This is a genomic window from Kineococcus esterisolvens (assembly GCF_050871405.1).
Taxonomy (GTDB): Bacteria; Actinomycetota; Actinomycetes; order Actinomycetales; family Kineococcaceae; genus Kineococcus.
In genome coordinates, this window is the sequence record NZ_JBJLRI010000018.1 from 40,979 (window position 1) to 63,964 (window position 22,986).

Below are 22,986 nucleotides of genomic sequence, written 5' to 3' on the forward strand. Positions count from 1 at the left end.
TGGACGAGGGACGACGGGGACGACGGGGACGGGGAACGCAGTGACGGACGCATCGACCAGCAGCGGCGGGCAGGCATCGCCGCGCCTGCTCGGCGGGCGCTACGAGGTCGGCGCCCTGCTCGGCCGCGGCGGCATGGCGGAGGTCCACGTCGCCCGCGACACCCGGCTCGGGCGGATGGTGGCGGTGAAGCTGCTGCGCTCGGACCTGGCGCGCGACCCGTCCTTCCAGACGCGGTTCCGCCGCGAGGCGCAGGCCGCGGCGGGGCTGAACCACCCCTCGATCGTCGCCGTGTACGACACGGGCGCCGACCGGGTCACCGAGCACGGCGGCGCGCACGTGGACCTGCCGTGGATCGTCATGGAGTACGTCGAGGGCCGGACGCTGCGCGACATGCTGCGCACGGACCACCCGCTGTCCACCACCGAGGCGCTGTCCATCACCGAGGGCGTGCTGGGGGCGCTGGAGTACAGCCACCGCATGGGCATCGTGCACCGCGACATCAAGCCCGCCAACGTGATGATCACGCCGGCGGGCGAGGTGAAGGTGATGGACTTCGGCATCGCCCGCGCCGTCAGCGACTCCTCCGCCACCCTCACCCAGACGTCGGCCGTCATGGGCACCGCGCAGTACCTGTCGCCGGAGCAGGCGCGCGGGGAGACCGTCGACACGCGCAGCGACCTGTACTCCACCGGCTGCCTGCTGTACGAGATCCTCACCGGCCGGCCCCCGTTCACCGGCGACGCGCCCGTCGCGGTGGCCTACCAGCACGTCTCGGAGCAGCCGAAGCCGCCGAGCACCCTGTCGCCGAGCATCCCGCCCGCCCTGGACCAGGTCGTGCTCATGGCGCTGAGCAAGGACCGCGAGCACCGCTACCAGAGCGCCGGCGACTTCGCCGACGACCTGCGCCGCGCGGTGGAGGGCCGCCCGCTGCGGGGGGCGAGCTTCGCGCCGACGACCGCGGTGCCGGCGGCCACCACCACGGCGCTGCCGCCGACGGGCCCGCCCACCGCGGCCACCCGCGTCGCGCCCGCCGTGCCGGGCGCACCGCCGGGCACGTCCACGGGGACGTCCACGGGCACCCTGCCGCAGGTGGGCGACGGGCAGCCGCCGCAGGAGCGGCGCGGCCGGCGCTGGCCGTGGGTGCTCCTGGTGCTGGTGCTGCTGGGCGGCATCGGCGGGGTCGGGTACGCGCTGCTGAACCTCGGCGACGGCGGCGGCACCGACCCGTCGGCGACGTCCTCGCCGACGGCCGTGGACGTGCCGGAGGTCGTGGGCCTGCCGCAGGAGGACGCGGAGGACCTGCTGACCGGGGCGCAGCTGGAGCCGGCCGTCGTGGAGGAGGCGAGCGACACCGTGGACGCGGGGGACGTCATCAGCAGCGACCCGGCGCCCGGGACCTCCGCGGTCATCGGCTCCACCGTGACGCTGACGGTGTCCACCGGCCCCGCGGCCGTGAGGGTGCCCGACGTGACCGGCTCCAGCCAGGACGACGCCCGCGACGAGCTGAGCGACGCGGGGCTGAACCCCGGCTCGGCGCAGCCCACCGACGAGGACCCGTCCGCGGAGCCCGGCACCGTGGTGCGCACCGACCCGGCGGCGGGCGCCAGCGTCGCGCCGGACACCCGGGTGACGCTGTACGTCGCCAGCGGGCAGGTCACCGTGCCGGACCTGACGGGGCTGACCCTGGAGGAGGCGCAGGACCAGCTCGACGGGTTGAACCTCAACGTCAACACCTCCACCGACCCCGACGCGGAGGGCGAGCCCGGCACCGTGGTCTCCCAGAGCCCGACGCCGGAGTCCACGGTGGACGTGAACACCTCCGTCGACCTGGTCCTGGCACCCGAGCAGGTCGCCACGCCCACGCCCACGCCGACGCCCACGTCGACGTCCACCGGGACGCGCTCGCCGTCGGCCACGGCCAGCCCGGGCTCCAGCTCCACGGCCAACCCGTCCAGCGCCGCCACCCGCGGCGGCAACGGCGGCGGCAACGGCGACGGCGACGGGGACGGCGACGGCGACGGCGACGAGGCGGAGGACACCGCCGCCGGCACCCCGGTCGAGGAGGACGAGCGGTGAGCCGGGTGCTGCACCTGTCCGACACGCACCTGATGGCCCCCGGTGGGCTGCACGGCGGCGGGAAGGTCGACACCACCGCCGTGCTCCGGCACGTGCTGGCGTCCCTGGAGGGCCTCGGCCCGCTCGACGCCGTGGTCGTCTCCGGCGACGTCTCCGACGACGGGTCCGTGCACTCCTACGAGACGGTGCGCGAACTCGTCGGCGGCTTCGCCCGCGAGCACGGCGCCGCCGCCGTCGCGTACGCGATGGGCAACCACGACCTGCCCGGCCCGTTCACGCAGGTCCTCGGCCCGGTGCGCTCCGTGCACGACGCGCGCGGCCTGCGGCTGGTCGTGCTGGACAGCTCCGTGCCCCGGCACGGCCACGGGGTGCTGGGCGACGAGCAGCTGGACCGGCTGCGCGAGGTGCTCGCCGAGCCTGCTCCGCTGGGTTCGCTCGTCGTGGTGCACCACTCCCCGCTGCCGGCGCCGACGGTGCTGCACGAGGGGCTGAAGCTGCAGGAGCCGCAGCGGCTGCTGGACGCCCTGGCCGGCACGGACGCGCGCGCCGTGCTCAGCGGGCACTACCACCACCCCTACGTGGCGACGCTGCCCGGCGGGCTGACGGCGGTCGTGGCGCCGGGGGTGGCCAACCGCACCGACGTGCTCGTGGAGCACGGGTCCGAGCGGGTGCTGCGCGGCTCCGGCGCGTGCCTGGTGGACGTCGACGAGGCCGGGGTGCGGGTGACGGTGCTGTCGGTCGCGGCCCCCGGTGACGGCGAGGAGCTGTTCGTCCTCGACCCGGACGCGGTGCAGCGGATCCTGCGGACCGGGGGAGCGCCGGCGCGCTGACCCGCGGCCCCCGGGTCCGGCGGCACCTCGCGCTCACCGGCGGCGATGCGCGAGGTGGAGTTCAGGAGGTGGAGTTCAGCCGGGCCTGCTCGGCGGCGATCGGGTGGTCCCCGCCCGCCGGGCGGTCGGCGTCGCGGACGACGTGCAGCACTTCGTCGGTGGTCGCCGTGCCGGTCCCGTACCCGCCGGGGGCGGACCGGCACCAGCGGACCGGAGCGGCCGCCCGGCCCCGGTTGAACCCTCACCCTGACGGGCGCTGCTCCGGGCGCCGCGACCGGCCGACAACACAGCACGGGGACGTCCACCGGCGCGGCCGGTGCCCCGTGAGCGACGGCACCCGACCGGGCCCGCCGCGGAGGTGGTGAGGTCGATGGCGGCTGGAGCGGACCGGCTGCGCCGGTGGGCACGCCCCGTGGAGCTCGTGGAGCGGACGCGGTGGCTGTTCTGCCTGATCGCGCTGCTGTCGGCGGCCCTGCTGGTCCCCACCGCCGTGCGCGGCGCCGAGCCGGTCACCGCGCTGCTGGCCACGGCGGCCACCGCCCTCCTGTTGCTCGTGTGGGTGCACCGCTACGTCACCCGCCGCGCCGTGCTCGCCGCGGACCTCGCCGAGGCGGCGCTCGTGGGCGCGGCGGTCGCCCTGACCGCACCGCCCACGATGGTGCTCGGCCTCGCCTTCCCCGGGCTGTGGTTCCGCGCCGTCTACGGCACCTCCCGCCGGGCGCTGCTGCACTGCACGCTCGTGGTCGCCGGCATGGTGGGCGGGCTGTCGCTGTGGCACCTCGTCCCCGGTCACGACGGCTCCAGCCGGGGCACCGAGCTGCTGGGGTGCGTGCCGCTGCTGTTCGTGACGATGGCCGGCGCGCGCCACCTGGCGAGCGCCCTCCTCGCCCGTGAGCAGGGGCAGCTGCGCAGCACCGCGCTGACCGAGCTGGGGCGGGGGCTGCTGAGCGCCGCGGACCGCGAGGAGGTCGTCGAGCGGGCCCTGCGAGCGGCGGTCGCCGTGTGCGGGGCCACCCCCGGGCTGGCGAGCGTGCTGGTGGTGGCCGAACCCGGCGGCGCCCGGACCCTGCACACCGCCGGGGCCTGGCGGGGGCCGCTGCCGGAGGTGCTGACCGGGGTGCACCTGCCGGTGCGGGGGGCCGTGGACGACCGACCGGTGCGGGTGGACGGCGGGCCGCTGGACGCCCTGGCCGACCGCCCCGGCGAGTGGGTCGCCGTCACGCACCCCGCGCTCGAGCACGGCTGGCTCCTGGTGGGAGCGCCGGACCGCGTGGCCGCCGAGGGCGTCCCCGCGCTGCACTCGGTCCTCACGCAGTCCTCGCTGGCGCTGCGCAACCTCGACGCCCACCGCGCCCTCGCCGAACGGGCCCGCACCGACGACCTCACCGGTCTCGCCAACCGCGCCGCCTTCACCGAGGCGCTCGAGCGCGCGGCCGCCGACCCGGCGGCCCGCTTCAGCGTCGCGTTCGTGGACCTGGACGACTTCAAGGTCGTCAACGACGGTCACGGGCACGCCGCCGGCGACGAGCTGCTGCGGTGCGTCGCGCAGCGCCTGCGCCTGGCCGTGCGGGAGGGGGACCTGTGCGCGCGCCTGGGCGGCGACGAGTTCGCGGTGCTGGTGCGCGGCCTGGCCGGCGCCGCCGTCACCGACCTGGCCGGGCGGCTCGTGGAGGCGCTGTGCGAGCCGGTCCCGGTGCCGGGCGGGCCGGTGCGGGTGGGTGCCAGCGTGGGTGTGGCCCACCGCGGCCCCGGTGAGGACGCCGAGCAGGTCGTGCAGCACGCCGACGTGGCCATGTACGCGGCGAAGGCCGCCGGCAAGAACCGGGTGCGCGTCTTCACCCCCTGACCCGGACCCCGCTCCCCCTCCCCCGCGGTGATCGAGGGGGAGGCGGCTTCCTGGACCACCGCGGGTGGGGGTGGGGGTCAGGAACCCGGCTGCTGGGACTCGGGCTGCTGGGCCCACCAGGCCAGCAGCTCAGCGCGGGCCGCCTCCTCGCCCAGCGGGCCGCGCTCCATGCGCAGCGCCAGCAGGTGCTGGTAGGCCCGCCCCACCGTGCGCGAGGGCCCGATGCCCAGGACCTCCATGATCGCCGTGCCGTCCAGGTCCGGCCGGATCGAGTCCAGCTCCTCCTGCTCGCGCAAGCGCGCGATGCGCGCCTCCAGGTCGTCGTAGGCCGCCGCGAGCCGGTTCGCCTTGCGCTGGTTGCGGGTCGTGCAGTCGCTGCGGGTCAGCTTGTGCAGGCGCGGCAGCAGCGGGCCGGCGTCGGTGACGTAGCGGCGCACCGCCGAGTCCGTCCACTCCCCGTCGCCGTAGCCGTGGAAGCGCAGGTGCAGCTCCGTCAGCCGCGCCACCGCCTTGACCGTGTCGTTGTCGAAGCGCAGCGCCTTCAGCCGCTTGGCGACCATCTTCGCCCCCACGACCTCGTGGTGGTGGAAGCTCACGCCGCCGCCCTCCTCGAACCGGCGGGTGCGGGGCTTGCCCACGTCGTGCAGCAGCGCCGACAGGCGCAGCAGCAGGTCCGGGCCCGGCACCTCCCCGTCCGGGCCGTCCTCGCGGTCGACGGCCTGCTGCAGCACGGTGAGGGAGTGCTCGTAGACGTCCTTGTGGCGGTGGTGCTCGTCGATCTCCAGGCGCAGCGCCGGCAGCTCCGGCAGCACGTGGTCGGCCAGGCCGGTGTCCACCAGCAGCCGCAGCCCCGCCACCGGGTCGGCCGCCAGCAGCAGCTTCTCCAGCTCCGTGCGCACCCGCTCCGCCGACACGATGCCGATGCGCCCCGACATCGCCGTCATCGCCGCCAGCACGTCCGGCGCCACCCGCAGCCGCAGCTGCGCGGCGAAGCGGGCCGCCCGCATCATCCTCAGCGGGTCGTCGGAGAACGACTGCTCCGCCGTCACCGGCGTGCGCAGCACCCCCGCCGCCAGGTCCGTCAGCCCGTCGTGCGGGTCGGCGAAGTCCAGCGACGGCAGCCGCAGCGCCATCGCGTTGACCGTGAAGTCGCGACGCGACAGGTCACCCACCAGGTCGTCGCCGTAGGACACCTCGGGCTTGCGGGAGTCGGGGTCGTAGCTCTCCGAGCGGTACGTCGTCACCTCCACCACGACGTCCACGCCGCCGGAGCGCTTGCGCGCACCGATCGTGCCGAACTCGCGGCCCACCTCCCAGAACGCGTCGCCCCAGCGCTTGAGGATCGCGACCGTGTCGTCCGGGCGGGCGCCGGTGGTGAAGTCCAGGTCCGCCGAGCGCCGGCCCAGGAACGCGTCGCGCACCGGCCCGCCCACCAGGGACAGCTCGTGACCGGCCTGCTCGAAGCGGCGGCCGAGGTCCACCAGCACCGGCATCACCGGCTCCAGGGCCCGCACCGCGCGGGCCCGCGCCTGCTCCAGCGCGCGCTCCAGCGCCTCGTCCGCTCCGTCGTTCGCCTGGGGCTGCTGCACGGGGTCCAAGGGTGCCAGAGGTGAGCGGCCGCCCTGGCTACAGTGAGCCGATGGTCAGACCTGCCCGGGAGCCGCGCCGCCGGCTGCCCACCGTGCAGGAGACCTCCTCCGGCGGGCTCGTCGTCGACGTCAGCACCGGTGAGCCGCGCGCCGCGGTGATCTGCCGCCTCAACCGGGCCGGTCGCCTGGAGTGGTGCCTGCCCAAGGGCCACCCGGAGGGCACCGAGACGCTCGAGCAGGCCGCGGTGCGCGAGATCGAGGAGGAGACCGGAATCCGCGGCGTCGTCGTGGAGGGCCTGGGCAGCATCGACTACTGGTTCTCCGCCGACGGGCGGCGCATCCACAAGGTCGTGCACCTGTTCCTGCTCAAGGCCGTCGGCGGGCACCTCACCGTCGAGAACGACCCGGACGCCGAGGCCGTGGACGTGGCGTGGGTGCCGTTCCGGGAGCTGGACGAGCGGCTGGCGTTCCCCAACGAGCGCAGGGCCGTGGAGGCGGCCGTGCTGCGGCTCGGCGAACTCGCGTGAAGCGCCCCGACGCTCCCCCCGCGCCGCCCCGCCCCCGCCGCCGCGACGTGCTCGCCGGGCTGGCCGGGGCGGCGGCCCTGACGGGTGCGGCCCCGGCGCGCGCGGCCACGAGCTCCCCCACCGCCTCGGCCCCGGACGACGCCCTGCCGCTGCGGGTCACCGTGCTGGAGGTCACCCCCACCACGTACGCCGCGGACGACCCGGCGCGCTCCCTGGTCACGGTGCGGGCCCGCGTGGTCAACGACGGCGACGAGGCGCTGCGGGGCGCGGCGGCGCGGCTGGTCGCGCAGCGCTCCCCCGTCGTGGGGCGCTACTCCCTGGAGCGCTGGGAGTCCGCCGACACCGACGCCTCCCTGGGCCGCGGCACCGCCGCCTCCGGGACCGCCGACGTCGCCGGCGGGTCCCTGGCCCCCGGTGAGGGCACCGAGGTCGTCCTCACCCTGCCGGCCGCGGAGCTGGGCGACGGGCCGGGGGCGCACCCGGCCGCCGTGGAGGTCGTCGACGCCGACGGCGAGCGCGCCGGGCTGGCCCGCACCTTCCTCGTCTCCAGCGCCCCCGAGGGGGTGCGCACCACCCTGCTCTCGCTGCTGCTACCGCTGGTGGCGGGCCGCACCCGCGAGGCGGCCGGCCTCGCCGGGGAGGTCGCCGGGCGCCTGGGGCGGCTGGTGGAGGCGTCCAGCGACCCCCGCACCTCCTGGGCCGTGGACCCCGCGGTGCTGGCCACCGCGCTCACCACCGGCCCGGTGGACACGGGTGACGGCACCGCCACCCCGACGGAGGGGGCGGTGGAGGCGCCCGCCGACCCGCCCGCCGACCCGGCCGAGGACGCGTCGCCGGCGTCGCTGCCGGCCGGGACGGACGACCCGGCGCCGGTCGCCGACGCCCTGCAGGCCTGGCGCGAGCGGCTGTCCGCCGCCGCGGCCGGCCGCTGCGTCGTGGCCCTGCCGCACGGCGACCCCGACCTGGCCTCGCTGACCGGCGCCCCCGCCGGCGCGGAGCTGCTGACGGCGGCCGGCTCGGCGGGTGCCGACGTGGGCGCCGCCCTGGACGGGGCGGCGACCGTCCTGACGAGCGTGGCCTGGCCCGCCGACGAGACCGCCGACCGGCGGGCGCTGTCCCTGGCCGCCGCCGCCGGCGCCACCGCCGTCGTCCTGGACGACGAGACCCTCGCCACCGGCGACGACCTCACGTACACGCCCACCGGCCGCGCGCTCGTGCGCACCGGCGCGGGCACGAGCCTCAGCGCGCTCGTCGCCGACACCACCCTGTCCGCGCTGCTGGTGCGAGCCGCCGGCGGGGACGACGCGACGGGCGGGGGGACCTCCGGGGAGGGGGGCGACAGCCCCGCCGCGCTCGTGCAGCGGGTCCTCGCCGAGATCGCCACCATCACCCTGCAGCGGCCCAGCGACCCCCGCAGCCTGCTCCTGGTCGCGCCGCGCACCCTGGACCCGCGCCCCACCGTCCTGCAGGGCCTCCTCGCGGCCGTGGAGGGCTCCGGGTGGGGGGCCTGGCAGCCGCTGACCGACCTGCTGGCCACGCCCGTGCCCGACGTCGAGCGCGACGAGGTGCCCGTGCAGGAGGCCGCGTCGGCGCGGGCCGCGCTGCCCGCCGTGCACGTCGCCGCCGTCGACGCCGCCCTGGCCACCCTCGCGGAGCTGCGCGAGGCCCTGGGCGGCACCGCGTCCGCCACCGGCGCCGCGCAGCGCTCGGCGCTGATGCTGCTGGCCACGTCCTGGCGCGGGCACCTGCCCGAGGCGCGCGCGAGCCGGAGGGGCCTGGAGGAGGACGTCGCCGCGCTGCTGCGCGCGGTGCACGTGCTGCCCGGCAGCGTCCTGAACCTCGCCGCGACCCGAACCGAGCTGCCCGTCACCGTCGTCAACGAGCTGTCGGTGCCGGTGCAGGTGGAGCTGGTGCTGCGCCCCCGCAGCCCCCGCGTGCAGCTGGAGGCGGTGCCCGTGCAGACCGTGCCGGCCCGCGGGCAGCTGCGCGTCGGGGTGCCCGTGCGGGCGCTGGCCAACGGCAGCGTCGTGGTGGAGGCGCAGCTGCGCACCCCCTCGGGGCTGCTGCTGGGTGAACCGGTGGGGCTGGACGTCAACGTGCGCGCCGACCTCGAGGGCTGGCTGACCGGCCTCGTGGGCGGCGGCGCCGGGGCGCTGCTCGTGGTGGGCCTGGCGCGCGCGGTGCGGCGCGGGCGCCGGCGGGTGGACGCCGCCCCGCACGCCGACGTCGACGGCGAGCCCCCCGCCGAGCAGGACGGGCAGCGCTCCTCAGCGCCGACCGGGCAGGGGTAGCCGCCGCAGCAGCGGGGCGGCCAGGTCGGTCAGCTCGCGCACCCGCATGGCCCGGCACAGCGCGACGAACAGGCCCAGGAGGACCAGCCCGCCCACCACGACGACCGCGAGGGCGACGGCGCGCGAGTCGCCCAGCCGCGCGATCAGGAGCGCCAGCCCGTGCGCGGCGCCGCCGGAGAGCACGCCGATGATCATCGCACGCACGAGGGTGCGCAGCACGAGGTGGCCGTCGATGCCGCCGCCGTCCAGGGAGCGCAGCCGGCGGCGCAGCAGCGCCAGGCCCAGCACGACGCCGACCACGTTCGACAGGCTCATCGCCAGGGCGATGCCCAGGACCGTCCACCGCGGCGGCAGCAGCAGCCAGCAGGCGAGGTCCCCGGCGGCCATGACGGCCGCGACGACGGCGGAGACGGTGAACGGGGTGCGGGCGTCCTCGTACGCGTAGAACACGCGCTGCACCAGGTAGGTGGCGCTGAAGGGCACGAGGCCGAGGGCCATCGCGGCGGCCACCCGGCCGACGAAGAAACCGTCGTCGCCGAACAGGGCGATGCCGATCCACGGCCCCAGGGCGACCAGCGCCGCGGTGGCGAGCACGCCCGCCACCAGGACGGTGCGCGCGCCGGAGGAGAAGTCGCGCCGCACCGCGGCGGTGTCGCCGTGCGCGGCGGCGGAGCTGATGCGGGTGAACAGCGCCGTCACGAGCGAGACCGCCACCAGCGAGTGCGGCAGCATGAACAGCAGGTAGGCGGGCGTGTAGGTGGCGTTGGTGGCGCCCTCCAGGTCGTTCACCGTCAGGTACTCGCCGGCGTCCGTCGCGATCTGCGTGGTGAGCACGAACACCAGCTGGCCGACCACGACGCCCGCGAACGTCCAGCCGGCGACGCGGCCGGCGGTCCCGAGCCCGGAGCCGCGCAGGCCCCAGCGGGGCCGGTACCGGAACCCGGAGCGGTGCAGCGGCCACAGCAGCACCAGCGCCTGCGCCACGATGCCCAGGGTGGCGCCGCCGGCGAGCACCGCGATCGCGGTGGCGTCGAAGTCCCCGGCGGACCACTCCTTCGCGCCCGGGGCGACGAGCGCGAACACCAGCAGCGAGGCGATCGCGACGACGTTGTTGACGACCGGGGCCCACATGTACGGCCCGAAGCTGCCCTTGGCGTTGAGCACCTGCCCCAGCACCGTGTACAGGCCGTAGAAGAAGACCTGCGGCAGGCACCAGAACGCCATGAGCGTGGCCAGCGCCGTCCACCCCCCCGACCAGGACGGCGCGTAGAGGCGCACCACCAGCGGCGCGGCGAGCGTCAGCAGCACCGTGGCGCCCGCCATGACGGCCAGGGCCAGGGTGACGAGCCGGTTGACGTAGTCCTCGCCGCCGTCGGGGCGCTTGAGCGCCCGCACGATCTGCGGCACGAGCACCGCGTTGAGCACCCCGCCGGCCAGCAGCATGTAGAAGACGTTGGGCGCCTTGTTGGCGACGTCGAACGTCTGCGCGCCGACCTGCGTGCTGACGCCCAGGACCGCGCCCTGCACCGCGGTGCGCACGAACCCCAGCAGCCGCGACACCAGCGTCCCGGACGCCATGAGGGCGCTGGAACGGGCCAGCGACTCCGTCGACGCGTCGTGCGCCGGGGGGTCGGAGGGGGCGGCGGGCGCCGGGCGGCGTGTCGTGCTCACGCCCCGATGGTCGCCGATGCGGGCGCCCGGCGGGGACGCACCACCCGTCCGGGGTGGTCCGGCCGCCCGGGCACCGGTGCGGCGGGTGCGGACGGACGGGCCCGAACCGCCGTGACCGGCTTCCACGGCGCGGTCCGCCCGCCCGCGGCCCGGGCCCCCCTAGCATGGTCCCCGGCCCGCGGACGCGGGCCCGCCGGCGCACGCGCAGTGCGCCCCGGACGGGGAGGGACCACTGGACGCGGCTGCCCGCAGCACCATCGCGGACCGCTACGTGCTGCACCGCGAACTGCCCCCCACCTCCGCCAGCACCGACCACCTCGGCTGGGACACCACCCTCGACCGCTGGGTGCGGGTGCGCACGATCGACGCCGCCGACCCCCGCGCCGCGGAGTTCCTCGACGCCGGCCGGCGCGCCGCCACCCTCACCGACCCGCGCGTGCCCCGCGTCCTGGACGCCGGCACCGACCTGCACGAGACGGCGCCCGGCGAGCGGCGGGCCGTGGCGTTCGTCGTGGAGGAGTCCGTGCAGGGCTGGTCCGTGGGCGACCTGCTGCGCGAGGGGACCCTCACGCCCGCCGCGGTGCGCGGGCTCGTCGGCGAGGCCGCCAGCGCCCTGGACGCCGCGGCCCGCCGCGGCCTGCACCACACCCGCCTGACGCCCGAGTCCGTCGTCCTGGGACCGGACGCGGTGGTGCGGGTCCTGGGCATCGGGATGGAGGCCGCCCTGCAGGAGGACCCGCCGGCGGTCTCGCCCGCCCGCGCGGCAGCGCTCGCCAACCGCGCCGACGCCGTGGGCCTCGTCGCGCTCGCCTACGCCGGGCTCAGCGGGCACTGGCCGCGCGTGGACGACCTGCCCGACGCCCCCGGCCTGCCCGCGGCGCCCACCACGGGCGGCCGCTGGGACCCGCCGGTTCCCCTGAAGGACCTGCGCCCCGACGCGCCCAACGACCTCGACACCCTGTGCTCGGTGACGTTCGGCCCGCACGAGGACGGCCCGCGCGAGCCGGCCGAGCTGGCCCTGCAGCTGGCGCCGTGGTCGCTGGACGACCTCGGCGACGCGCTGCGCCGGATGCGCGGGGAGCTGGCGACGGCGGAGTTCCGCAGCCGGCTGCGCAACCGCGACGAGGTGGTGCCCGAGGAGGAACCGCCCGTCCCGTTCACCCGTCCCCGCTCCACGGGGCGCCCCCAGCGGGAGGACTCCCGCCTCGTGCTCACGCTCGTGGGTGCCGTGGTGCTCGTCGGCCTCGTCCTGGCGCTGTGGCAGCTGCGGGGCCTGAGCCCGGACGGCGACGACCCCGGTACCCGACCGGTGGCCACCTCCCCCGCCGCCACGGCGAGCGCACCCGCCGCCGTGCCCACCCCGACGCCCACACCCGCGCCGCCGCCCGCGCCGGCGCCCCTGCCGGTGGCGTCGGTCACCGCGGTGGACCCCCTGGGCGACGGCGAGGAGGGCACCGCCCCCGAGCGGGTCACCGACGGCGACCCCGCCACCACGTGGGACAGCGAGCGCTACGAGTCCGCGGCCTTCGGCGGCCTGAAGGACGGCGTGGGCCTCGTGCTGGACCTGGGCGCCGAGGTGGACGTGACCTCCGTGCAGCTGACCTCGGGCGGCGAGGGCGGCACCGTGGAGCTGCGCACCACCGCGGGCGGCGAGGACCCCCTGACCGGGTCCGCCGTCGTCGCGCAGGCCCCCGCCGGCGGCGCGCAGACCCTCACCCCGCCCGAGCCGGTGCGCACCGGGCAGCTGCTGCTGTGGTTCACGCAGGCACCCACCACCGACGGGGAGTTCCGCGTCTCCGTCGGCGACGTCCAGGTGCTGGGGACGCCCGCGGCGCCGTGAACGAGGCGCTGCCCGACCCGCGCACGGACGCCGAGCTGCTCGCCGCCCACGCCGCCGGCGACCCCGATGCGTTCGGTGAGGTCGTGCGCCGGCACCGCGACCGGTTGTGGGCGGTGGCTCTGCGCACCGCGGGCGACCGGGAGGAGGCCGCCGACGCCCTCCAGGACGCGCTGGTGTCCGCGCTGCGCGCGGCCGGCCGCTTCCGCGGCGACTCGGCCGTCACCACGTGGCTGCACCGCATCGTCGTCAACGCCTGCCTGGACCGCGCCCGCCGCCGTGCCGCCCGCCCCGCACGGCCCCTGGAGGAGGGGACCGGCCCCGACGGCGACGCCCCCCGCACCGGCGCGGCCCCGGCCGTCTCCCGCGACGAGGTCCCCGCCGTGGAGGCCCGCCTCGACGTGACGCGCGCCCTGGCGCTGCTGCCGGAGGCCCAGCGCGCGGCGCTGGTGCTGGTCGACATGTACGACGTGCCCGTGGCCGAGGCCGCGCAGATCCTCGACGTGGCCGTCGGCACGGTGAAGTCGCGCTGCTCGCGGGGGCGCACCGCGCTGGCGGCGCTGCTGCGCGGCGAGGCGCCGGAGGGGAACCGGTGAGCGCCGCCGAGCGTCACAGCAGGGGCCCGGTGGACGGGCCGGGACGGCCGGGAGGTGCGGGGTGACGGGGTCCGGGGACCCGGTGGGCGGCGAGGTGCTGCCCCCCGAGGAGGCGCGCGTCCGGGAGCTGCTGCGTGCCGCCGCGGGCACCGTCGGCCCGCTGCCCGCCGACGTGGCCGCCCGCGTGGACGCCGCGCTGGCCCGCGCCCGCGCCGAGGACTCGGAGCACTCGGAGCACTCGGAGCACTCGGGGGACGCGGGGGACGCGGAGCGGGGCGCCCCCGCGAGCACCGGGGCGGGCGCCCGCGTCGCCTCGCTGGCGGAGCACCGCCGCACCCGCCCGGCGCGCTGGCGGAGCGCCCTCGTCGCGGTCGCCGCCGCCGGCGTGGTCGCGGCCGGTGCGGGGGCCCTCGTGGACGACGGCGTGCTCGGCGGCGGTGCCGCGGACAGCGGCAGCACCGCCGGCGGGGCGGGCGACTCCGCCGCTGAGGCGGCGGGCGCCGCGGGCCTCGCGGCGCCCGTGCTGCGCAGCGGCACCGACTACGCCGACACCGCGGCCGTCGCGGCCGCCGGGGCCCTCCTGCTGCAGGCCCCCGCAACCACCGGCGACCCGGACGGGGGCGGCGGGACCGGGGGCGGTCGGCCCGCCCCCGACGCGCTGCCCGGCGTGGACGCCGAGCGGGACCTCAAGAGCTCGGCCGTCCCCTCCGCCGAGGTGTCCGCCGGCACCCCCGACGAGTCCCAGCGCCCCACCGCCGAGCGGGCCCTGGCCTGCGCCCGGGCCGCCGGCGTGGACGCCGCTTCCGTCGCCGCCGTGCAGATCGCCGCCTGGCGCTCGCAGCCGGCCGCCCTCGTCGTGCAGGCACCCGCGGACGGCGCCGCCGGCGAGGTCGTCGTCGTCGCCCTCGGCTGCACCCCCGGCGACGAGCCCCTCGACCGGGTGGAGCTCCCCGCGTCGCCGGTGCCCGGCACGCCCTGACCCCTCGGCCCACCCGTCCGGCTGCTCCCCCGGCGCCCGTGCGGGCGCCGGGGAACAGCCCCGCCCTACGATCCGTTGCAGCCAGCACGCGACCGGCGACCCGGTCGCGCCCCCGGATCCAAGGAAGCAGGTCCCCTCGGTGAGCCCCTCGGTGGACGACGTCCGCAACGTCATCGTCATCGGTTCCGGCCCTGCCGGGTACACCGCGGCCCTCTACGCGGCGCGCGCGGAGCTCAAGCCCCTCGTGTTCGAGGGGTCCGTCACGGCCGGCGGCGCGCTCATGAACACCACCGAGGTCGACAACTTCCCCGGGTTCCCGCAGGGGGTCATGGGTCCGGACCTCATGGACAACATGCGCGCCCAGGCCGAGCGCTTCGGCGCCGAGCTCGTCACCGACGACGTCGTGGACGTGCGCCTGTCCGGTGAGGTCAAGGAGGTCGTCACCGGCGGCGGGCAGACGTTCCGCGCCCACGCCGTGGTCCTCGCCCTGGGTTCCGCGTACCGGGAGCTGGGCCTCCCCGACGAGAAGCGCCTGTCCGGGCGCGGCGTGAGCTGGTGCGCCACCTGCGACGGCTTCTTCTTCCGCGACCAGGACATCGCGGTCGTCGGCGGCGGTGACTCCGCCGTGGAGGAGGCCACCTTCCTCACCCGCTTCGCGCGCAGCGTGACCATCGTGCACCGCCGCGACGAGCTGCGCGCCTCGAAGATCATGGCCCGCCGCGCCCACGAGGACCCCAAGATCCGCTTCGCGTGGAACTCCGAGGTCGTCGGCATCCACGGCGAGGACAAGGTCAGCGGCCTGACGCTGCGCGACACCGTCACCGGTGAGAAGCGCGAGCTGGCGGCCACCGGCCTGTTCATCGCCATCGGCCACGAACCGCGAACGGCCCTGGTCAAGGGCCAGGTCGACGTCGACGAGAACGGTTTCGTGCTCGTGGAGGGCCGCAGCACCCGGACGAACGTGCCGGGCGTGTTCGCCGCCGGCGACGTCGTGGACCACACGTACATGCAGGCCATCACCGCCGCCGGCATGGGCTGCTCCGCCGCCCTGGACGCCGAGCGGTACCTCGCCGCCCGCGGCGACGTCGAGCAGCACGTCGACCCGCCCCGCGAGGAGACCGAGGTGCCGGTGGCCGCGTCCGCCGGCACCGTCGAGCGCCCGCAGCCGCGCCAGCGCTGACCACCCCCCGTCCCCGAGAACCCGCGAGAAGCAGGAGACCGCCCGTGAGCGCCACCACCGCCGTCACCGACGACACCTTCGAGGCCGAGGTCCTGAACTCCGACAAGCCCGTCCTGGTGGACTTCTGGGCGCCGTGGTGCGGCCCGTGCCGCCGCGTCGCCCCCGTGCTGGAGGAGATCGCCGCCGAGCACGGCGACAAGATCACCATCGTGAAGCTCAACACCGACGAGAACCCGCGCACCGCCGCCAAGTACGGCGTGACGTCCATCCCGCTGATGAACGTCTACTCCGGCGGCGAGGTCGTCAAGAGCATCCTCGGTGCGCGGCCGAAGCCGGACATCCTGGCCGAGCTGTCCGACGTCATCGGCTGAGCAGGACGCCCCCGGAGCCCCGGCACCGCCTCCGCGGTGCCGGGGCTCGCTCGCGCTCGCCGCGACCCGCGGTGGTCGCGAGCGGGCCGGGGCCCTCAGGCGGACAGCGGATGCCGGGGCTGCTCCACCTCCGCCCGGGGTGCGCGGCGCGCCCGGGGCAACCGCAGCACGGGCGGTGCGGGGAGCACGGCCGGAGCGCCGCCCGCGCGCGCGCGGCCGCGCAGGCGCGCGCACCGCAAGCCGATCCACGCCGCCAGGTGGACCGCACCCGCCAGGCCCAGCCCCGTGAGCGCGACGACCAGCACCGCGACGAGGGACAGGGCCACGGCACCGGCCGCCACGGCGGCGATCGTCAGCGAGGCGGCCAGGACCACGCCGGCCGCCGGAACGTCGAACACGAGAACCTCCTCGAGAACGTCACCGGTGGGGGCACCTCCGCGACGCACCGGTGCGTGAGCGGGCTCCGGGGACGGTCGCCGGCGCGCGGCGCGGGACGCCGCGGAGGGTGCTCGAGGCGGAGGATAGGTCGTTCCCGCGCGAGCGCCACCCGAGCGGGGGCGCCGGGGGCCCGGTGGAGGCCCTCAGCCGTGCGCGATGCCGCTGAGCACCGGCACCCGCACGCTGCCCAGCAACCGCTCCAGCGCCGCCTCGACGTCCTCGCGCCAGCTGATCGCGTTCTTCAGCTCCAGCCGCAGCCGCGGGTAGCGGTGGTGCGGTCGCACCACCGTGAACCCCACCGACTCCAGCAGGTGCGCCGGCAGCACGCACGGCTCGGACGTCTCGTGGGCGCAGTCCTCGTTGCCGTCCCCACCGGGCACCAGCGAGGTGCCGCCGAACGCCTCCACGGCCTTGGCCCCGCGCTGCGTGAGGTCCTTCGCCGCGCCCTGCAGCAGCATCCGCGCCAGGCCCTGCCCGCGGAACGCCGGGTCGATCCACCCCGTCGTCAGCAGCACCGCGTCCCCGCTGACCGGGGACGTCGCGAACGCCGACTGCCGCGGCACGTACGACGGCGGCGCGTACATGACGAACCCCACCGGCTGCTCGTCGACGAGGACGAGACGGCCGCACGGCCCCCACTGGAGCAGCACCGAGGAGATCCACGCCTCCTTCTCGAAGTCCGGGTACCCGGCCTCCTCGGCGCGCTGGGCGGCGACGGCGTCCAGCTCCCAGAACACGCACCGGCGCGACGCCTTCGGCAGGTCGGTGACCGTGTCGAGCGTCAACGGCGCCATCCGACGACCCACCGGGGCAGCCCCCTCCGTGTTGCCTGGTTGCCTGGTTCCCTGCGTGCGTGGTTCCCTGCGTGGTTTCCCTGAGCGTCCCGGGCATCCTAGGTGGCAGGGTGGCAGGGGTGCGACGAGCGCCGTCGCGCGAGCAGACCGAGCCCCTGGAGGCCGCCGTGAGCCAGCACCCGCCCGTTCCCCGTCCCGGCAGCGCGCCCGCCGCGCCCGCCGCGGCAGGGGCCGGGACCGCTGCCGGCAGCCGGCTGGACCGGTGGCTGGGCTCGTACGCCGAGCGCACCGCGACGATGACGGCTTCGGAGATCCGCGCGCTGTTCGCCGTCGCGAGCCGGCCCGAGGTGGTGTCCCTGGCCGGCGGCATGCCGTACCTGCCGGCGTTGCCGCTGGACGTGGTCGCGGAGGTCTCCGGGCGCCTGGTCGCCCAGCGCGGCGCCTCGGTGCTGCAGTACGGCTCCGGGCAGGGCGAGCCGGCGATGCGCGAGCAGATCACCGAGGTGGTGCGCCCCCAGGGCATCACCGCCCACCCCGACGACGTCGTCGTCACCACCGGCTCGCAGCAGGCCCTGGACCTGGTGGCACGCATCTTCCTCGATCCCGGCGACGTCGTGCTCGCCGAGGCACCCAGCTACGTCGGCGCCCTCGGCGTCTTCCGCTCCTACCAGGCGCACGTCGAGCACGTGCCGATGGACGACGACGGCCTGCAGCCGGCGGCGCTGGAGGAGGCGCTGGTGCGGCTGCGTGCCGCCGGGCGGCGGGTGAAGCTGCTGTACACGGTGCCCAACCACCACAACCCCGCCGGGGTGACGATGTCGCTGCAGCGGCGCCTGGAGGTGCTCGACGTCGCACGGCGCCACGGGCTGCTCGTGCTGGAGGACGACCCGTACGCGCTGCTCGGTTTCGACGGCGACCCGCTGCCCGCGCTGCGCTCGATGGACGCCGAGCACGTCGTGCACCTGGGGTCGTTCTCCAAGACGTTCGCGCCCGGCTACCGCGTCGGCTGGGCCGTCGCGCCGCCGGCGGTGCGGGAGAAGCTCGTGCTGGCCTCGGAGTCGGCGGTCCTGTGCCCCACGACGCTGGGGCAGGCCGTCATCACCGAGTACCTGCGGACCTCCGACTGGTACGGGCAGGTGAAGGTGTTCCGGGAGCTGTACCGCGAGCGGCGCGACGCGATGCTCGGCGCCCTGGCCACCCACCTGCCCCAGGCGTCCTGGACGCGGCCCGTCGGCGGGTTCTACGTGTGGCTGACGTTGCCGGAGGGGCTGGACGCCCGGGCGCTGCTGCCGCGGGCGGTCACCGGCCGCGTCGCGTTCGTGCCGGGCACCGCCTTCTACGCCGACGGCCGCGGCGGCCGGCACGTGCGGCTGTCGTACTGCTTCCCCACCCCCGAACGCATCCGCGAGGGCGTGCGGCGCCTGGCGGGCGTGGTGCAGGACGAGCTGGAGGTGCTGGAGACGTTCGGGCCGCAGTCGCGCCCGCCAGGCACCGGCGCCGTGGACGCGGTGGCCCAGGGCCCGGAGCTGGCGTGAGCGCCCCGCGGGTGGCGGTCCTGGCGGGTGGGCTCTCGCACGAGCGGGACGTGTCGCTGCGCTCGGGGGCCCGGGTGGCGCAGGCGCTGCGCGTCAGCGGGTGCGAGGTCGTCGTCCTGGACGCCGATGCGCAACTGCTGCCGCGGCTGGCGCAGGAGGCCCCGGACGTCGTCTTCCCCGTGCTGCACGGCGCGGTGGGTGAGGACGGCGCGCTGCGCGACGTGCTGGAGCTGCTGGGCCTTCGCTACGTCGGCTCGCGCCCCGGGGCGTGCCGGACGGCGTGGGACAAGCCGGTCGCGGCGGGCGTGGTGGCCGCGGCGGGGGTGGCGGTGCCCGGCGAGGTGGCCCTGCCGCACGCGACGTTCCGCGACCTGGGTGCGCACGCGGTGCTGGCCGCCGCGGTGAGCTGGGCCGGGTTGCCGCTGGTGGTGAAGCCCGCCCGCGGCGGCTCCGCGCTGGGGGTGAGCGTCGTGCGCGAGGAGCGCGACCTGGCACGGGCCGTGGCGGAGTGCTTCGCCTACGGCGACACGGCCGTGGTGCAGCGGCACGTGGCGGGCACGGAGGTCGCCGTGTCCGTCGTGGAGCTGGCCGGGGAGCTGCGGGTGCTGCCCGCCGTGGAGGTCGTCGCGGACGGCGGTTACGACCACGAGGCCCGCTACACCGCCGGGCGGGCGGAGTTCTTCACCCCGGCGCGGCTGCCGGAGTCGGTCGCGCAGCGGGTGGCGGACGCGGCGCGGACGGCCCACACGGCGCTGGGGCTGCGGCACCTGTCCCGCGTGGACCTCGTGGTGCGCGAGGACGGCGAGCCGGTGTTCCTCGAGGCCAACGCCGCACCCGGCACCACGGAGACGTCGCTGCTCCCGCAGGCGGTGGCGGCCGCGGGCATGGAGCCGGACACCGTGTACCGCGCCCTGGTGGACGGCGCCCTGCGCTGACACCCGGGGGGGGAGGGCCCCTTGGTCCCTCCCCCCCGGGTGCCCGGGTGCTGTGCCTGCGGGGCTCAGGAGCCCGGAGGGGCGTCCAGCAGCCGCAGGATGCGGTCCAGGTCCTCCAGGCCCGCGAAGTCCACCGTGAGCCGTCCTCGCGTGCGCCCCATGCTGATGCGCACGCGGGTGTCGAGGCGGTCGCCGAGCGCCGAGGCGCGCGACTCCAGCTCCGGTCGCGGTTCGGCGGGGTTGCGACGACGCGGGGCGCTGTCCGCGTCGCCCACCGCGATGACCTCCTCGACGGCGCGCACCGACAGCCCTTCCGCCACGATGCGCTGCGCGAGCCGCTCCATCGCCCCGCCGTCCTCCAGGGCCAGCAGCGCGCGTGCGTGACCGGCGCTCAGGACGCCTGCGGCGACCCGGCGCTGCACCAGCGGCGGCAGCTTCATCAGTCGCAGCGTGTTGCTGATCTGCGGCCGGGACCGCCCGATCCGGGAGGCGAGCTCCTCGTGGGTGCACCCGAAGTCGTCGAGGAGCTGCTGGTAGGCGGCCGCCTCCTCCAGCGGGTTGAGCTGGCTGCGGTGCAGGTTCTCCAGCAGCGCGTCGCGCAGCAGGTCGTCGTCGGCGGTCTCGCGCACGATGGCGGGCACCGTGGCCAGGCCCGCCTCGGCGGCAGCCCGCCAGCGCCGCTCGCCCATGACGAGTTCGAAGCGCGGCGAACCGTCCTCGGCGGCGTCGACCGGACGCACGACGATCGGCTGCAGCACGCCGATCTCGCTGACGGAGTGGACCAGCTCGGCGAGGTCGTCCTCGTCGAAGACGGTCCGCGGCTGACGGGGGTTCGGCGTGATCGCCGCGATCGGGACCTCGGCGAAGCGGGCACCCGGAACCGGCAGCAGGCCGTCGCCGGCGGCCCCCTCCCCCGGTGCCTGCGCGCTCGTGTCGTCCGTGACCGCGGATCCCCCCTCCGGGACCGCGTCGAGCGGGGGCTCCACGGCGGGCGGCTGGGCGGAGGGCTCCGGGTCGCTCACGGGCGGGTCGACCGGCGCTGCGGAGGGGCCCTGGCCGGGGCCGACGACCTCACCGGGGTCGGCGTCCACCTGCTCCCCCGGCGCGTCGGCGCGCTCGTCGGCGAGGGCCGGGGACTCCCCGACAGGCTCGTCGAACTCCTCCGCCGGTCGGGGCAGGCGCGCGGTGGTCTGGTCGAAGAAGAGGTCCACCGGCCGCGCGCCGGGGCGCATGACGGGCGGAGGCGCCGCCGCACCGCCCCGGGCCGCCGCTGGAGCGGCTGCACCGTTGGGGATCAGCGCCCCCAGGCCACGCCCGAGTCCACGCCGCTTCTCGCTCACGCTCCACCTTCCTTCGAGGCGACACCACGTCGGCCGCCCGTTCCGTCCGTCCACCGCGACCAGGGGTCGGCCGCCTGCACCGGCGCAGCAGCCGGTCGAACCTCACCGCCTGCCGGTTCCTGCGCCAGCGTCTCGCCGCGGTGGGCGATCTCGCGTGCCGCCTCCAGGTAGGCCAGCGCTCCGGAGGACAGCGGGTCGTACGTCATCACCGTCTGGCCGTGGCTGGGCGCCTCCGAGATCCGCACCGAGCGCGGCACCAGGGCGCGCAGCACCTGCTGCCCGAAGTGCTGGCGCACCTCGTCCACCACCTGCGCCGCCAGCCGCGTCCGCCCGTCGTACATGGTGAGCAGGATCGTGGAGACCGTGAGGTCGGGGTTGAGGTGCTCCTGGATGAGCTCGATGTTCGCCAGCAACTGACTCAGGCCCTCGAGCGCGTAGTACTCGCACTGGATGGGGATGAGCACCTCGGGGGCCGCCACGAAGGCGTTGATGGTCAGCAGGCCGAGGCTGGGCGGGCAGTCGATGAGCACGTAGTCGACGCGCCCCTCGCCACTGCGCTCCACCGTCTTGAGGTACTTGGTGAGGGCGCGCTGCAGGCGCGACTCACGCGCCACCATCGAGACGAGCTCGATCTCCGCGCCGGCGAGGTCGACGGTCGCCGGGGCGCACCAGAGGTCAGGCGCCTCGTCGCAGCGCTGCACGACCTCGGCGAGCGCCTTGCCTTCGACCAGGACCTCGTAGACACCGGGGACCTCGGCGTGGTGTTCGATCCCCAGGGCCGTCGAGGCGTTGCCCTGCGGGTCCAGGTCGAGGACGAGAACCTTCAGGCCGGCCGCGGACAGCGCAGAGGCGATGTTGACGGCAGTGGTCGTCTTGCCGACGCCGCCCTTCTGGTTCGCCACGGTCAAGATGCGCGTTTCGGCGGGACGCGGGAAGCGTTCAGGTGCGACCGGGGGCTGCGCACTGCGGGGAGCTGCGAGCTCGTCGGCGGCGAGCTCGAGGACCTCGGCCGCAGGCTGGTCGGCGAGCACAGCCTCCCCCGTTTCACGTGGAACGGCAGGGCCGCCCACGCCCGCCGGTGCAGGCGTTTCACGTGGAACGTCCAGAACCGCCCCGGCACCTTCTTCAGGCCCTTCGAGGCTCGCTGCTGCCGTTTCACGTGAAACCTCGGCGGCCGGGGCCTGCCCCTGTACCCGCACACCAGGCGCCGGCGCATCAGGTGCGAGACCGGTGTCGGTGCTCGCGGAAGGTGTGGTTTCACGTGGAACCTCGATCGGCTCAGGGTCGCGACCCAGCCAGCCAAGGCCACGCGCCGACGCTGACCGCAGACTGCCGAACCATCCCAACTCCGTCACGCCTTCTTCCTTCCCGTGGTCCGCGACGTCCGCTGACGCCGGGTGCTGCTGGGGGTGCGGGGGGTGGACTTGGCGGGAGGCCGACGCAGCGGCTGGTTGCCCCGTGCCACGCGGACGACCGTCGTGCCGTCATCACCGTCTGGGCCGCAATGCACGATCTGCGGCTCGCTCTCGATCCCGAGCGCCGACAGCGCGTCGGCGGCGGCGGCGATCTCCTCCGCGGCTGTGCGTCCCTTGATGGCGAGCAGGTGCCCGCCCGGACGACACAGAGGCATCGTCCAGCCGTACAAGGTGGCCAGGGGTGCGACCGCCCGCGCGGTGACGACGCCGCCCGAGAACTCACCGGCGACATCCTCCGCGCGCCCCCGCGCGACGGCGACGTGGTCGCCCAAGCCCGTCTCGGCGATGGCTTCACGCAGGAAGGTGTAGCGCCGCTCCAGCGGTTCGATGAGCTGGATCCTCAGGTCGGGGCGGGCGAGGGCGAGAGCGATGCCCGGCAGTCCGGCGCCAGAGCCGACGTCGACCACCGCCTCTCCCTCGTCGATGAGGTCACCGAGGTAGGCGCAGTTGAGCAGGTGACGCTCCCAGAGGCGCGGCACCTCCCGGGGTCCGATGAGGCCCCGCTCGACCCCGGCAGCGGCGAGGAAGTCGTGGTACGCGGTGGCCGCGTTCAGTCGGTCACCGAAGACGGCGGCAGCGGACGGGGGAACGACGGAGGGGGGGGGGGGGGGGGGGGGGGGGGGGGGGGGGGGGGGGGGGGGGGGGGGGGGGGGGGGGGGGGGGGGCGGGGGGGGG

General features: G+C 76.6%; 19 protein-coding genes. 12 read left to right on the plus strand and 7 right to left on the minus strand.

All coding sequences use genetic code 11. From position 1 onward, the window contains the following. The first annotated feature begins 40 nt into the window (after positions 1–40). The 3 genes from pknB (at position 41) to ACRYR8_RS08420 (ending at position 4,753) form a co-directional block, all read left to right on the plus strand. Positions 41–2,077, plus strand: coding sequence for a Stk1 family PASTA domain-containing Ser/Thr kinase (gene pknB, locus ACRYR8_RS08410; RefSeq protein ID WP_432483949.1), 2,037 nt, complete (start codon positions 41–43; stop codon positions 2,075–2,077). Continuing rightward, positions 2,074–2,907 carry a metallophosphoesterase family protein gene (locus tag ACRYR8_RS08415; RefSeq protein ID WP_432483950.1) on the plus strand — a complete coding sequence of 278 codons (834 nt, stop codon included), beginning with the start codon at positions 2,074–2,076 and terminating at the stop codon, positions 2,905–2,907. The genes pknB and ACRYR8_RS08415 overlap by 4 nt, the downstream gene beginning before the upstream one ends. Before the next feature lie 370 nt (positions 2,908–3,277). Further along, a complete protein-coding gene (locus tag ACRYR8_RS08420) occupies positions 3,278–4,753 on the plus strand; it encodes a diguanylate cyclase domain-containing protein (RefSeq protein WP_432483951.1) in 1,476 nt (491 codons plus the stop codon). 77 nt (positions 4,754–4,830) lie between these two features. On the opposite strand, the gene ACRYR8_RS08425 is transcribed toward ACRYR8_RS08420, so the two are convergent. Beyond that, positions 4,831–6,246, minus strand: a complete 1,416-nt coding sequence (locus ACRYR8_RS08425) for a CCA tRNA nucleotidyltransferase (protein WP_432483971.1) — start codon at positions 6,244–6,246, stop codon at positions 4,831–4,833. Positions 6,247–6,392: 146 nt separating this feature from the next. On the opposite strand from ACRYR8_RS08425, the gene ACRYR8_RS08430 reads away from it, so the two are divergent. Beyond that, positions 6,393–6,869: an NUDIX hydrolase gene (locus ACRYR8_RS08430; RefSeq protein ID WP_432483952.1), complete on the plus strand. Its 477-nt coding sequence runs from the start codon at positions 6,393–6,395 to the stop codon at positions 6,867–6,869. Beyond that, positions 6,866–9,160, plus strand: a complete 2,295-nt coding sequence (locus tag ACRYR8_RS08435) for a DUF6049 family protein (RefSeq protein WP_432483953.1) — start codon at positions 6,866–6,868, stop codon at positions 9,158–9,160. The genes ACRYR8_RS08430 and ACRYR8_RS08435 overlap by 4 nt, the downstream gene beginning before the upstream one ends. Here ACRYR8_RS08435 and murJ read toward each other — a convergent pair. Beyond that, positions 9,137–10,831, minus strand: a complete 1,695-nt coding sequence (gene murJ, locus ACRYR8_RS08440; protein ID WP_432483954.1) for a murein biosynthesis integral membrane protein MurJ — start codon at positions 10,829–10,831, stop codon at positions 9,137–9,139. The two genes, ACRYR8_RS08435 and murJ, sit on opposite strands and share 24 nt — an antisense overlap. 271 nt (positions 10,832–11,102) lie before the next feature. On the opposite strand from murJ, the gene ACRYR8_RS08445 reads away from it, so the two are divergent. From ACRYR8_RS08445 to trxA, 5 genes are all read left to right on the plus strand, one after another. Beyond that, a complete protein-coding gene (locus ACRYR8_RS08445) occupies positions 11,103–12,671 on the plus strand; it encodes a protein kinase family protein (RefSeq protein ID WP_432483955.1) in 1,569 nt (522 codons plus the stop codon). After that, positions 12,668–13,264 carry an RNA polymerase sigma factor SigM gene (gene sigM, locus ACRYR8_RS08450; protein WP_432483956.1) on the plus strand — a complete coding sequence of 199 codons (597 nt, stop codon included), beginning with the start codon at positions 12,668–12,670 and terminating at the stop codon, positions 13,262–13,264. The genes ACRYR8_RS08445 and sigM overlap by 4 nt, the downstream gene beginning before the upstream one ends. 61 nt (positions 13,265–13,325) lie before the next feature. Next, positions 13,326–14,243 carry a hypothetical protein gene (locus tag ACRYR8_RS08455; RefSeq protein WP_432483957.1) on the plus strand — a complete coding sequence of 306 codons (918 nt, stop codon included), beginning with the start codon at positions 13,326–13,328 and terminating at the stop codon, positions 14,241–14,243. 151 nt (positions 14,244–14,394) lie between these two features. Further along, complete coding sequence (gene trxB / locus ACRYR8_RS08460) at positions 14,395–15,423, plus strand: thioredoxin-disulfide reductase (protein ID WP_432483973.1); 1,029 nt, start codon at positions 14,395–14,397, stop codon at positions 15,421–15,423. Between the two features lie 44 nt (positions 15,424–15,467). Next, positions 15,468–15,794 (plus strand): thioredoxin, encoded by a 327-nt coding sequence (trxA, locus tag ACRYR8_RS08465; RefSeq protein WP_242129965.1) that lies wholly within the window; start codon positions 15,468–15,470, stop codon positions 15,792–15,794. Positions 15,795–15,889: 95 nt separating this feature from the next. Here trxA and ACRYR8_RS08470 read toward each other — a convergent pair whose 3' ends face one another. Then, entirely contained in the window at positions 15,890–16,192 is a 303-nt protein-coding gene (locus ACRYR8_RS08470; RefSeq protein ID WP_432483958.1) for a hypothetical protein, read from the minus strand. 183 nt (positions 16,193–16,375) lie between these two features. Then, on the minus strand, positions 16,376–17,038 hold the full coding sequence (locus ACRYR8_RS08475) for a GNAT family N-acetyltransferase (protein ID WP_432483959.1): 663 nt from the start codon (positions 17,036–17,038) through the stop codon (positions 16,376–16,378). Positions 17,039–17,145: 107 nt separating this feature from the next. Between ACRYR8_RS08475 and ACRYR8_RS08480 the strand changes: the two genes are divergently transcribed. Together ACRYR8_RS08480 and ACRYR8_RS08485 are read left to right on the plus strand one after the other, a co-directional pair. Continuing rightward, positions 17,146–18,561 carry an aminotransferase-like domain-containing protein gene (locus ACRYR8_RS08480; protein WP_432483960.1) on the plus strand — a complete coding sequence of 472 codons (1,416 nt, stop codon included), beginning with the start codon at positions 17,146–17,148 and terminating at the stop codon, positions 18,559–18,561. Further along, the gene (locus ACRYR8_RS08485; RefSeq protein WP_432483961.1) at positions 18,558–19,496 is read left to right on the plus strand and encodes a D-alanine--D-alanine ligase family protein; all 939 of its coding nucleotides are present in this window, start codon (positions 18,558–18,560) and stop codon (positions 19,494–19,496) included. Before ACRYR8_RS08480 ends, ACRYR8_RS08485 begins: the two co-directional genes overlap by 4 nt. A 65-nt stretch (positions 19,497–19,561) precedes the next feature. Here the strand turns inward: ACRYR8_RS08485 and ACRYR8_RS08490 are convergent, their stop codons facing one another. From ACRYR8_RS08490 to rsmG, 3 genes are all read right to left on the minus strand, one after another. Then, positions 19,562–20,836, minus strand: coding sequence for a ParB/RepB/Spo0J family partition protein (locus ACRYR8_RS08490; RefSeq protein ID WP_432483963.1), 1,275 nt, complete (start codon positions 20,834–20,836; stop codon positions 19,562–19,564). After that, positions 20,833–22,191, minus strand: a complete 1,359-nt coding sequence (locus tag ACRYR8_RS08495) for a ParA family protein (protein WP_432483964.1) — start codon at positions 22,189–22,191, stop codon at positions 20,833–20,835. The genes ACRYR8_RS08490 and ACRYR8_RS08495 overlap by 4 nt, the downstream gene beginning before the upstream one ends. Next, a partial coding sequence (gene rsmG / locus ACRYR8_RS08500; RefSeq protein ID WP_432483965.1) for a 16S rRNA (guanine(527)-N(7))-methyltransferase RsmG occupies positions 22,188–22,986 on the minus strand: 799 nt, incomplete at its 5' end. The genes rsmG and ACRYR8_RS08495, both read right to left, overlap by 4 nt.

Coding starts and splice junctions, on each gene's coding strand:
- ACRYR8_RS08420 (WP_432483951.1), top strand. CDS start 3,278: ATGGCGGCTGGAGCGGACCGGCTGCGCCGGTGGGCACGCCCCGTGGAG.
- ACRYR8_RS08425 (WP_432483971.1), bottom strand. CDS start 6,246: ATGCCGGTGCTGGTGGACCTCGGCCGCCGCTTCGAGCAGGCCGGTCAC.
- ACRYR8_RS08430 (WP_432483952.1), top strand. CDS start 6,393: ATGGTCAGACCTGCCCGGGAGCCGCGCCGCCGGCTGCCCACCGTGCAG.